Consider the following 12,191-nt stretch of genomic DNA (forward strand, 5'->3'; position numbering starts at 1 on the left):
CCCCAGCAACTCCCGCCCGACCAACGGCTTCCCGCCCACCTTGGCCGTCTTGGGGCGGGGTACCAGCACCTGGTGGGCGGCCGGCTTGATGACCGTGCCGGGGTAGAGGCGCTTGAGGCGCAGTTCCTGGGACTCGCGCAACTCCACCGGGGCGAAGCGGATGTTGGTGCCCTGGAGGACGATGTCGCCGACGCCGCACGCGCGGGCGAGCATGCGCAGGCCGGCCACCAGCAGCAGGTTCTCCACCGGCTCGGGCAACTTGCCGTAGCGGTCGACGAGTTCCTCGCGTACGGCCTTGATGTCCTCCTCCGTGTTGGCGGCGGCGATGGACCGGTAGGCGGAGAGGCGCAGGCGCTCGCCGGGGGCGTAGTCGTGCGGGACGTGCGCGTCGACCGGGAGCTCGATCTTGACCTCCAGGGGCGGCTCCTCCTCGACACCGCCCTCCAGGGAGGCCCGGTAGTCCGCGACGGCCTCGCCGACCATGCGGACGTACAGGTCGAAGCCGACGCCCGCGATGTGGCCGGACTGTTCGCCGCCCAGGAGGTTTCCGGCTCCGCGGATCTCCAGGTCCTTCATCGCCACGTACATGCCCGCGCCCATCTCCGTGTGCTGGGCGATCGTCGCGAGGCGCTCGTGGGCCGTCTCCGTCAGGGGCTTCTCCGGGGGGTAGAGGAAGTACGCGTAGCCGCGCTCGCGGCCACGGCCCACCCGGCCCCTGAGCTGGTGGAGTTGGGACAGACCGAAGTTGTCACCGCGCTCCACGATCAGCGTGTTCGCGTTGGAGATGTCGATGCCCGACTCGACGATCGTCGTCGACACCAGGACGTCGAACTTCTTCTCCCAGAAGTCGACGACCACCTGTTCCAGGGCCTGTTCCGTCATCTGGCCGTGGGCGATGGCGATCCGTGCCTCCGGGACGATCTCGCGCAGCCTCGCCGCCGCGCGGTCAATCGATTCGACCCGGTTGTGGATGTAGAAGACCTGGCCCTCGCGCAGGAGTTCACGGCGGATCGCGGCGCCGATCTGCTTCTCCTCGTAGGGGCCGACGAACGTCAGCACCGGGTGACGCTCCTCCGGAGGAGTCGTGATCGTGGACATCTCGCGGATGCCCGTCACCGCCATCTCCAGGGTCCTGGGGATCGGAGTCGCCGACATCGTCAGCACGTCGACATTCGCGCGCAGCTTCTTCAGCTGCTCCTTGTGCTCGACACCGAAGCGCTGCTCCTCGTCGACGATGACCAGGCCGAGGTCCTTGAACTTGGTCTCGGAGGAGAACAGGCGGTGGGTGCCGATGACGAGGTCCACGGAGCCCTCGCGCAGACCCTCCAGGGTCGCCTTCGCCTCGGTGTCGGTCTGGAAGCGGCTCAACGCCCTTACGTTGACCGGGAATTGCGAGTACCGCTCGGTGAACGTCCCGAAGTGCTGCTGCACGAGCAGCGTCGTCGGCACGAGGACGGCGACCTGCTTGCCGTCCTGGACTGCCTTGAAGGCGGCCCGGACCGCGATCTCGGTCTTGCCGTAGCCGACGTCGCCGCAGACCAGCCGGTCCATCGGGACCGACTTCTCCATGTCGTCCTTGACCTCGGCGATCGTGGTCAACTGGTCCGGCGTCTCGGCGTACGGGAAGGCGTCCTCCAGCTCTCGCTGCCAGGGCGTGTCCGCGCCGAACGCGTACCCCGGGGCCGCCATCCGGGCCGAGTACAGCTTGATGAGGTCGGCCGCGATCTCCTTGACGGCCTTCTTGGCGCGCGCCTTGGTCTTCGTCCAGTCCGCGCCGCCGAGGCGGTGCATGGTCGGGGCCTCACCACCGACGTACTTGGTGATCTGCTCCAACTGGTCGGTGGGGATGTACAGCCGGTCGCCGGGCTGCCCGCGCTTGGCGGGCGCGTACTCCACGACCAGGTACTCGCGCGTGGCGGTCTGCACCGTGCGCTGCACCATCTCGATGTAGCGGCCCACCCCGTGCTGCTCGTGGACGATGTAGTCGCCCGCCTCCAGGGTGAGCGGGTCGATGGTCTTGCGGCGGCGGGCCGGCATCCGGACGCCGTCCTTGCCGGCGGCCTTCTGCCCGGAGAGGTCGGTCTCGGTGAGAACGGCCAGCTTGAGCGCCGTGTCGACGAACCCGTAGTCGATCGATCCGGTCGCGACGTGCACCACGGAGGGGGCGATTTCCCCGAGTTCCGTCTCCAGGCGGGCCGCCACGCCCTCGGTGCCGAGGACCTCGACCGTGCGGGCGGCGGGGCCGTGGGCCTCGGTCACGAAGACCGTGCGCCAACCGTCCGCGAGCCAGCCCTTGGTGTCGGCGAGGGCCTTCGCGGTGTCGCCGCGGTAGGTCTCCGGGGCGTGCATACCGAGCTTCAGGGTGTCCCCCGCCGCGTCGGCGGCAAATGTCTCCGTCAGCTCTTCGTCGGCGGCGAACGGCGACACCGACCACCACATCATGTCCAGCTCGCGCGCCCGGTCCCGTACGTCCGCGATGGCCCACAAGGAGGCCGCGCCGACGTCGATGGGCGCCTCGCCGCCGCCCGCGGTGGCCGCCCAGGAGGCCTGGAGGAACTCCTGCGAGGTGGCCACGAGATCGGACGCACGCGTGCGTACCCGCTCCGGATCGCATACGACGGTCATCGCGCCCTTCGGCAGCACGTCGAGCAGCAGCTCCATGTCGTCGACGAGCACCGGCGCCAGCGACTCCATGCCCTCCACGGCGATGCCCTCGGCGATCTTGCCGAGCAGCTCGCCCAGTTCGGGGTGCTGTTCGGCGAGGGCACGCGCACGCGTGCGGACGTCTTCCGTCAACAGGAGTTCACGGCAGGGGGGTGCCCACAGGCCGTGTTCCGCGACCTCCAGGGAGCGCTGGTCGGCGACCTTGAAGTAGCGGATCTCCTCGACGTCGTCGCCCCAGAACTCGATGCGCAGGGGGTGTTCCTCGGTCGGCGGGAACACGTCCAGGATGCCGCCCCGTACGGCGAACTCGCCGCGCTTCTCGACGAGCTCCACGCGCGCGTACGCGGCGGCGCCGAGCGCGTCCACGACCGTGTTCAGGTCGGCGCTCTGGCCCGTCCGCAGGGCGACCGGCTCCAGGTCTCCCAGCCCCTTGACCTGTGGCTGCAGCACGGACCGCACGGGTGCTACGACGACGGAGACCGGGCCCGTCTCCGGGTCGTCCTCCCTGGGGTGGGCGAGGCGGCGCAGGACGGCGAGGCGGCGGCCCACGGTGTCGCTGCGCGGGCTGAGGCGCTCGTGCGGGAGGGTCTCCCAGGAGGGGTAGTCCACGACTCCGTCCGGCGGGAGCAGTGAGCGCAGGGCTGCCGCCAGGTCCTCCGCCTCGCGGCCGGTCGCGGTCACCGCGAGGACGGTACGGCCGGTCTCGCGGGCCAGCGCCGCTACCGCGAAGGGGCGGGTCGCCGGGGGGCCGACCAGGTCGACGTGCATGCGGTTGCCGTCGGCCGCGGCGCGGGTGGCTTCCGCGAGGGCGGGGTCCTTGACTACGGCGTCGAGCAGACCGTGCAGGCTCATGGAGGGGGGCTTCCGTCCGGGTGGTGGGCAACACGAAGGGCCCGACGCGGGTGGTGGGCCGGGGGGTATCCAGCGTACGTCGGTGCGGTGGCTGGCGCCGGGGCTGTGGATAACCCCGCTTTCCCGGCACCCTGCGCTGGTGTTGACGTACCAGGGGGCTCCGCCCCCTGCACCCCCGGGCCTTTGCCCGCCCACCACCCGACTCGGTCCGCCGCAAAGTGACCCCTCAAAAACAAAAACAGCCCCTCAGGGACACCGGGGACAACGGGGACAACGGGGACAACAAACGAACCCGGCGCCAAGAAGTCCCCCGTGACTTCTCGGCGCCGGGCTCCCCCGTGGGCGGTGGCTATTCCGTGGCGATCGCGTTGAGGACGTTCATCCGGCCCGCCCGGAACGCCGGGATCAGCGCGGCGAAGAGGCCCACGAACGCCGACCCCACGAAGACCGCGACGATCGTGCCCCAGGGGATCTCCAGGACCTTCAGCCCCTCCAGGGCGAGCAGCTGCTGAGCCGTGGCTCCCCAGCCCATCCCCAGGCCGAGGCCGAGCAGCGCTCCGAAGAGGGCGATCACGACCGACTCCATGCGGATCATCCGGCGGAGCTGGCGGCGGGACATGCCGATCGCCCGCATCAGACCGATCTCCCTGGTGCGCTCGACGACCGACAGGGCCAGCGTGTTCACCACACCCAGGACCGCCACGATGATCGCGAGGGCGAGAAGGCCGTAGACCATGTTCAGGAGCTGGCCGATCTGGTCCTTCAGTTCCTGCTTGTAGTCGGTCTGGTCGCGCACCTGGTACTGCGGGTACGGCTCCATGGCCTTCTTCAGGGCCGCGTACGCCTGTTTCTCCTGGCCGTCCTTGGCCTTGGCGAACATGATCTCGTTCGGCGGGACCTTGTTGGCGGGGAGGTACTTCTGCATCGTCGCGATGCTGGTGTACCGCGCCCCCTGGTCGATGGCCACGTCGTCGTCCGTGATGGCCGCGACCTTCAGCTTCGCCGTCGAGCCGCCCTTGAAGGCGACGCCGATCGTGTCGCCGACGTGGACGCCGTGCTTCTTGGCGTACTTGGAGCCGACCGACATCGCGTTGGTGCCGTAGGCGGCGGACAGTTCACCGGCCGTGGTGGCGCGGCGCAGGTCCTGGGCGTAGGACGGGTCGGCGGCGGTGATGCCGTCGGTGTCCTTCTGGCCGTCCGGTGAGGTCAGCGTGGCTTCGAGGTCCTTGTAGCGGGTGACGTGGACGAGGTCGGGCGACCGCTCCATCGCCTTCTCCGCCTGCGGGACGATCCGCTGGTTGCCCTGGACGATGAAGTCGGCGCCGACGGACTTGTCCAGCTCGCTGGTCGCCGAGGCGACCATCGAGGAGCCGACCACCGACAGACAGGCGACCAGCGCGAGACCGATCATCAGGGCCGCACCCGTGGCACCCGTACGCCTGGGGTTGCGGAGCGCGTTGCGTTCCGCCAGGCGTCCCACCGGACCGAAGGCCCGCAGGAGTACGACACTGATGACCCGGACGACCCCGTTGGCCAGCAGCGGGCCGATGATGACGAAGCCGACCAGCGAGAGCACGACACCCGCGCCCAGGACCAGCGAACCGTCCGTCGCTTTCTTGGCCGTGGCCGCCGCGAACAGAGCGGCACCGCCCGCCCCCGTCAGCACCAGGCCGATCAGACCCCGTACCCAGCCCGCCTTGCCGTCGGCCGGTGTGCCGGCGTCGCGCAGTGCGGCCATCGGGGAGACCTTGCCAGCCCGGCGGGCCGGGAGGTAGGCAGCCAGGACGGTGACGATCACGCCGAGCAGCAGGCCGAGCACCGGAGTCGTCCACTTCACGGTCAGGTCCCGGGTCGACAGGTCCATGCCCGCCGCGCTCATCAGCTTCATCAGGCCCACGGCGATCCCGACACCGGCGCCGACACCGAGGATCGAGCCGACGATCCCGAGCAGGGTCGCCTCGACCAGCACCGAGCGGTTGACCTGACCGCGGGACGAACCGACCGCCCTCATCAGGCCGATCTCACGGGTCCGCTGGGCGACCAGCATCGAGAAGGTGTTGATGATCAGGAAGATGCCCACCAGGAACGCGATCCCGGCGAAGCCGAGCATGGCGTACTTGATGACGTTCATGAACTGGCCGACGCCCTGACGGTTCTCGTCGGCGTTCTCCTTGGCCGTCTGGATCTTGTACGTCCCCGTCGAGGCGAGGGTCTGTGCCACGTTCTGCTTGAGCTGCGTGTCCGTCACACCGCTCGCGGCGGTGACGCCGAGCTGGGTGAACCGGCCGGTGGCGCCCAGGAGTTCGCGCTGCGCGGTGGCGGTGTCGAAGTAGACGACGGCCGCACCGGGGTTGGTCACCTTGAAGGTGGCGATGCCGACGATCCTCGCGGTGAAGTCACCCTTCTGCGCGATGGTGCGCAGCGAGTCGCCCATCTTGAGGTGGTGCTTGTCGGCGGTGTCGGCGTCGACCATCACCTCGGTCGGGCCGCGCGGGGCGTGTCCGGTGGTGATCTCCATCGAACGCAGGTCGTTCTTCGTCCAGTTGCCCGCGATGGTGGGCGCGCCGGTCGAGGACCCCATGTTCTTGTTGGCGCTGTTCACGACCGTCACGTTCATCGAACTGACGGCGCCTTCAACGGACTTGACGCCCTGGGCCTTCGCCACCTGCGCGACCGTGGAGGCCGGCAGCGACTCGGGCAGTCCGTTCTGCGGGGTGCTGCCGTCGGCCTTGGCCGCCTTCGGCAGGACCGTCACATCGGACGCGGTGGCCGCGAAGAGCTTGTCGAAGGTCGTGTTCATCGTGTCGGTGAACACCAGCGTGCCGCAGACGAACGCCACCGACAGCAGCACGGCTATCGCCGAGAGCGCCATCCGCCCTTTGTGGGCGAAGAAGTTGCGCCTCGATGTCTTCATGACAGTCATGACGTACGCCCCCGCGCGTCGAAGTCCTTCATGCGGTCGAGGACGGCGTCGGCGGTCGGCTTGAACATCTCGTCGACGATCCGGCCGTCCGCGAGATACAGCACGCGGTCCGCGTACGACGCGGCCACCGGGTCGTGCGTGACCATCACGATGGTCTGGCCCAGCTCGTCCACGGACCGGCGCAGGAAGCCCAACACCTCTGCTCCCGCACGGGAGTCGAGGTTTCCGGTCGGCTCGTCACCGAAGATGATCTCGGGGCGGGCCGCCAACGCCCGTGCCACGGCGACGCGTTGCTGCTGGCCGCCGGAGAGCTGGTTGGGCCGGTGCTTGAGCCGGCTGGACAGCCCGACCGTCTCCACGACCTGCGCCAGCCAGCCCTTGTCGGGCTTGCGGCCGGCTATGTCCATGGGGAGGGTGATGTTCTCCAGCGCGTTCAGCGTCGGCAGCAGGTTGTACGCCTGGAAGATGAACCCGATCCGGTCCCGGCGCAGTTGGGTGAGCTTCTTGTCCTTGAGGCCGGTGATCTCGGTCTCGTCGAGGTAGATCTGCCCGGACGTCACGGTGTCGAGCCCGGCGAGGCAGTGCATGAGCGTGGACTTGCCGGACCCCGAGGGGCCCATGATCGCGGTGAACTGGCCGCGGGCGATGTCCACGTCGACATGGTCGAGGGCCACGACGCGGGTCTCCCCGGCCCCGTACGCCTTGACGACCTGCCGCGCTCGCGCGGCAACGGCCGTACGCCCTCCAGTGCCCCCGTGCCTGGGAATGGTCACAGCCGATGTCACGGTATGTCTCCTAAGTCGGTCGGCAGACGAGCGTGCCGGTGCCCGGTCGATGCGGTTCAGGTGGTTACGACGATGAGTCTGGCGGCGGGAGGGGGTCCGGCGCGCTGGTGCTCAGCGCAGTCTTTCCCGGGGGAAAACCCCACCCTCTGCGGTTCGGCCTGCCGCCCCCCAGCGGCATAAAGCCAGGTTAAGGACGACCCCGGGCCCGTCTCCTCCTCCGCCGGTACGAACCCGCCCCGGGTCGCACTAAGGAGGCACCCCTAGGGGCTCTCCACCGCCGGGTGGAGTCGATCTCGGGGTTCGGTCCACCCACCGGCCCGACGAGGTTCCGCCCTGCCGCGACGTGAGGGTCAAGTGGGAAGCTGGTGCGCGGCAGATAGATGCAAGGGGAAAGGAATCCTGTGGACCCGGGGGACAGGAACAGCGACAGGGACAGCGACACCGAGATACGAACCGGGGCGGCCGAGCAGCCCACGCCGGCGCCTCCCGAGCAAGCCACGCCGGCCCCTCCCGACCGGCGCCGCAAAGCCGTCGTCGCGGCCCTCATGCTCGCGATGGCGCTGGCCGCCCTCGACTCCACCATCGTCTCCACGGCCGTACCGCAGATCGTCGGCGACCTCGGCGGCTTCTCCGTCTTCTCCTGGCTGTTCTCCGGCTATCTGCTGGCGGTGACGGTCACGCTCCCCGTCTACGGCAAGCTCTCCGACACCTTCGGCCGCAAGCCGGTGCTGATCACGGGCGCCGCGGTGTTCCTCGCCGGTTCGCTGCTGTGCTCGGTGGCCTGGAGCATGGGCGCGCTGATCGCGTTCCGGGTTGTACAGGGCCTGGGCGGCGGGGCGTTGCAGGGCACAGTCCAGACCCTGGCCGCCGACCTGTACCCGCTCAGCGAACGCCCCAAGATCCAGTCGAAGTTGTCCACCGTGTGGGCGGTGTCGGCCGTCGCGGGCCCCGGAGTGGGCGGACTGCTCGCCGCGTACGCCGGCTGGCGCTGGATCTTCCTCGTCAACCTCCCTGTCGGGGCGGTGGCGTTGTGGCTGATCGTCCACCACCTGCACGAACCGGAGCGCGCCCGCGCCGCCCGTCCCCGCGTCGACTGGGCGGGCGCGCTGGGCGTGTTCGCGTGCGGAGGCGTCCTGATCACGGCACTCGTGCAGGGCGGGGTGGCCTGGGACTGGCTCTCGGCGCCCTCAATTGCCTTGTTCGGTACGGGACTTGCGCTGGTCGGGGTCGTCGTGGCGATCGAACGCCGGGCGGCCGAGCCGATCATCCCGGGGTGGGTGTGGCGGCGCCGTACGATCGCGGCCGTCAACCTGGCCCTGGGCGCACTCGGGTTGCTGATGGTGGCGCCGAGCGTGTTCCTGCCGACGTACGCGCAGTCGGTGCTCGGTCTGGCGCCGGTGGCGGCCGGATTCGTGCTGTCCGTCTGGACGTTGACCTGGCCGGTGTCGGCCGCGCTGAGCCAGCACGTGTACCGGCGGATCGGTTTCCGCAACACGGCGATGCTGGGGATCGGGGCGGCGACGCTGATCCTGTTCGCGTTCCCGTTCCTGCCGTATCCGGGCGCGGCCTGGCAGCCGATGCTCCTGATGCTGCTGCTCGGCGCGGCCCTCGGGCTCTTCCAACTCCCGCTGATCGTCGGGGTGCAGTCGACCGTGGGGTGGGAGGAGCGTGGGGTGACGACCGCGTCCGTCCTGTTCTGCCGGCAGACCGGCCAGACCATCGGCGCGTCCGTGTTCGGGGCCGTCGCCAACGGGGTGCTCGCGTCCCGGCTGGGCGGCGCGAGCGATCTCGACTCGGTGACACGGGGGTTGGACGGAGGCGCGGTCCCTGAGGCGACCCGGCGGGCGATCGCGGACGCGGTGCACGCGGTGTACATCGGCGCCGGGTGCGCCGCCGCCGTCGCCTTCCTGGTGCTGCTGTTCCTGGCGCCGCGACGCTTCCCGGTCCTCAAGGAGCGGTGAGGAGCCGGGGAGTTCAGGAGACGGTGGCGGCGGGCGGGGTCCAACGGCGGTTGCGGGACACGGCGTTGGAGACTCCGTAGTCCTTCTTGAGCTGTTCCGGGATCGCGTAGTGCATGACGCGGCCGCGGGTCAGGGAGGACAGTTCCAGGACGCTGGTGAGGTGGCCGAGGCGGTCCAACGCCCAGGCGCCGAGCGGGGAGTGGTCCTCGATGCTCTCCAGGACGCCGAGGAGGTGGGGCACGGACCTGACGACGGTGTCCCACGGGGTGCGCGGCACCTGGAGCCAGTCGGCGCAGGTGTCGCCGACGAGATGGCGGATGAGGGCGGAGACGACCGGGTCGAAGAAGGTGCCGGGGACGACCTCCTCGTAGAGGTCGATGAGCTGGCGGGTCAGCTGCGCGCCCTCCTCGGACGGTCCCATGTGCCGGACCATGTAGAGGTCGAGGAACTGGCGTGCTTCCTCAAGGGACTTGGGGACGGCTTCCTGGTCGACGCCGAGCATCGCGCCGACCACCCGCCAGGCGTAGTAGTAGGCCTCCGCGCCCTCCGTCGACATGTGGATGCCGAGCCGGTGCAGACTGTCCAGCACGAGCAGGGAGAAGAACATCTGCCCGCCGATCATGTCCTCCTGGCAGATCGGCGTCCCCAACGCGCCGGTGTCCCAACGGTTCTCGCGGACGAGGTGGTGGCGGATGGAGGCGTGCAGGAGGCGGACCTTCTGCACGGCGGGGACGAAGCGGCCGCCGGCCTCGAAGGCGTCGGGCCGCATCAGGTAGACGGTGAACTGCCCTGTCTCCGCCATGCGTTTGGAGGGGTACTTCAGTCCGTGGGTGGCCGACAGGAGCTTCGCCACGGTCGGGACGACGTAGCAGGCGGGCATGGCGGCGAAGGACAGCGCGGTCGAGATGTGCACGTTGTTGTCGATGAAGAACAGCCGGGCCTTCTCCATCTCGTCCCAGTCGACCCAACTCGGCGGCACGCTCGTCGCGTTGAGGTACTCGCGGGCCACGTCGGGCAGGCCGTCCGGCAGCGGGGCGCCCGCCACGGAGACGTAGCGCATGAGGGTGTTGAACGTGCCGACCTCCCCGCGCTCGAACAGGGCGGCGACGGTGGCGTCGGCGAGTTCGTCACCGGCCGCGCGCAGGCCGTCCATCGAGGTCTCGGTGTAAGTCACGGATCACTCCCGGGAGTTCAGGGGTCACGGGTCAGGAGAGGCGGACCGTCGCCGAGTGCGCCAGTTCGGTCAGCGCGGCCTCGGCGGGGGCGGGGACGTTCAGGTCGTGGAGGGCGTCGAGCGCTTCCTCGACCCGGGCGGTGATCATGCCCTCGACCCGCTCGGGCGCCTTCAGCCGGCGCATGGTCTCGCGCACCGTGCGCAACCCCGCGTCGTCCAGGCCCCGTTGGCCCAGCAGCGCGCGGAGCCGCTCCCGGTCCTCGGTGCCGGCGCTGCGCCAGGTCTCCGCCAGCAGGGCCGTGGGACGGTGGCCGCGCACGTCGTCGGCGTTGGCCTTTCCGGTGTGTTCCGGGTCGCCGAACAGGCCGAGGACGTCGTCCCGCAACTGGAAGGCCTCGCCCAGCGGCAGCCCGTACGCCGAGTAGCCCTCCCGCAGCCGGCCGCCGGCGCCGGCCAGCGCGCCGCCGATCAACAGGGGCTGTTCCACGGTGTACTTGGCGGTCTTGTACCGGATCACCTTCAGCGACGCGGCGGTGTCCGGCTCGGCGCCGGTGCGCAGGATCTCCAGGCACTCCCCCGCGATCAACTCCCTTGCCAGCACGGCCCACAGCGGACGGGCCCGGGCGAGATACGCGGCAGGCAGCCCGCTGGTGGCGAACAACTCCCCCGCCATGCCCATCAACAGGTCACCCACCAGCAGGGCGAGGGACCTGGCGGCCGCGACGGCGCGCGGGCGGCGGCGTACGGCGCCGCGCAGCGCGATGTGGGCGGTGGGGCGGCCGTGCCGCAGCGGGCTGTCGTCGATGAGGTCGTCGTGCACGACCGCGGCGGCGTGCACGAGTTCCATCGAGGCCGCCGCCCGCACCAGCGCGTCGCTGTCGGGCTGCCCGACCGCGCGCCAGCCCCAGTAACAGAAGGCCGCCCGCAGCCTTTTGCCGTCCGTGACCGCCGCTTGGAGTTGCCCGGCGACCGGGTCGAGCGCCGGGTCGATCTCCGCGAACCGCTCGGCCTCCTCGGCCACGAACCGCCGTAGCACCTGGTCGACCCGGCCCTTGAAAGCGGCGGGCTCCCAGCGCTCAGACGCCATCGGCGGCGGCCTGGCGGGCGAGGGCGTGCCGGGCGAGGGTCTCCAGATGGGCCGGGGGCACGGCCGTGTACCGGTCGAGCACCAGACGCCCGCGCGCCGCCAGATCCCGCTCGGCGTCGGCCGCCAGCTCGGCCGCGTCCGAGCGGCGCAGCAGTCCCCGCACCACCCCCAGGGCCGAGCCCACCACCGATCCCGCCGTACTCACCGCCAGTTCGGCCAGCCCGGCCGCCAGCAGTAACGCCCGTTCGTCCAGACCCTCGTGTCGCTCCGCCGCCCGCGTCATGGCACTCCTCACCCCTGGTACGTGCGGGTGACACCGGTCGCCCGCCCTTCTGTCAGGATCGCGACACATCGGGCACACGGGAGGAGAAACTCACGATCGAGTGATCACCTCGCTCGACCGTGCGGCCTGCGCCATCGTGTTCGGAGCCGGCCCCGGACACCCCGTCAGTCCGGACAACATCCGAGGTCAGCGCCCGATGGACGCGGCAAGTGCGCACCGACCGCCCAGTTCGGCGAAAAGCGCCCACATCCCCCAACCGGCGAGTAACATGCGTGACCCGCTCCGCCCAACTCCCTGCGGTCCGCCGCCACGGACCCGAGCCACGCAAGGAGCACGGGATGTCCTACGACCCGTACCCTCCGCATGACGCCTACCGCCCGGATGATGTGCGTTCGTCACCCGAGCCCCACCTGTACGGCCCGTACCGCCAGGCTCCACCCCCGACGCCCCCCACCGTCACCT

At 70.3% G+C, this 12,191-nt stretch carries 7 protein-coding genes; 1 reads left to right on the plus strand and 6 read right to left on the minus strand.

Translation table 11 applies throughout. From position 1 onward, the window contains the following. The 3 genes from mfd to JHN63_RS38015 all read right to left on the minus strand — a co-directional run. Positions 1-3,516 (minus strand): transcription-repair coupling factor (mfd, locus tag JHN63_RS38005; protein WP_200689630.1); only part of this gene is annotated, 3,516 nt, incomplete at its 3' end. 349 nt (positions 3,517-3,865) lie between these two features. Next, positions 3,866-6,439 carry an ABC transporter permease gene (locus JHN63_RS38010; protein ID WP_200689631.1) on the minus strand — a complete coding sequence of 858 codons (2,574 nt, stop codon included), beginning with the start codon at positions 6,437-6,439 and terminating at the stop codon, positions 3,866-3,868. Further along, on the minus strand, positions 6,436-7,224 hold the full coding sequence (locus JHN63_RS38015; RefSeq protein ID WP_200689632.1) for an ABC transporter ATP-binding protein: 789 nt from the start codon (positions 7,222-7,224) through the stop codon (positions 6,436-6,438). Before JHN63_RS38015 ends, JHN63_RS38010 begins: the two co-directional genes overlap by 4 nt. Positions 7,225-7,604: 380 nt before the next feature. Between JHN63_RS38015 and JHN63_RS38020 the strand changes: the two genes are divergently transcribed. Beyond that, complete coding sequence (locus JHN63_RS38020) at positions 7,605-9,185, plus strand: MFS transporter (protein WP_234478311.1); 1,581 nt, start codon at positions 7,605-7,607, stop codon at positions 9,183-9,185. A 13-nt stretch (positions 9,186-9,198) separates the two neighbouring features. Here JHN63_RS38020 and JHN63_RS38025 read toward each other — a convergent pair whose 3' ends face one another. From JHN63_RS38025 to JHN63_RS38035, 3 genes are read right to left on the minus strand one after another with little or no spacing between them, the layout of a single operon-like run. Continuing rightward, the gene (locus tag JHN63_RS38025; RefSeq protein ID WP_200689636.1) at positions 9,199-10,359 is read right to left on the minus strand and encodes an oxygenase MpaB family protein; all 1,161 of its coding nucleotides are present in this window, start codon (positions 10,357-10,359) and stop codon (positions 9,199-9,201) included. A 31-nt stretch (positions 10,360-10,390) separates the two neighbouring features. Next, complete coding sequence (locus JHN63_RS38030) at positions 10,391-11,446, minus strand: polyprenyl synthetase family protein (RefSeq protein WP_200689639.1); 1,056 nt, start codon at positions 11,444-11,446, stop codon at positions 10,391-10,393. Further along, a complete protein-coding gene (locus tag JHN63_RS38035; RefSeq protein WP_200689641.1) occupies positions 11,436-11,729 on the minus strand; it encodes a polyprenyl synthetase in 294 nt (97 codons plus the stop codon). The genes JHN63_RS38030 and JHN63_RS38035 overlap by 11 nt, the downstream gene beginning before the upstream one ends. Positions 11,730-12,191: the final 462 nt, after the last annotated feature.

This window comes from Streptomyces sp. MBT65 (assembly GCF_016612545.1).
In the GTDB taxonomy this organism is placed as follows: Bacteria; Actinomycetota; Actinomycetes; order Streptomycetales; family Streptomycetaceae; genus Streptomyces.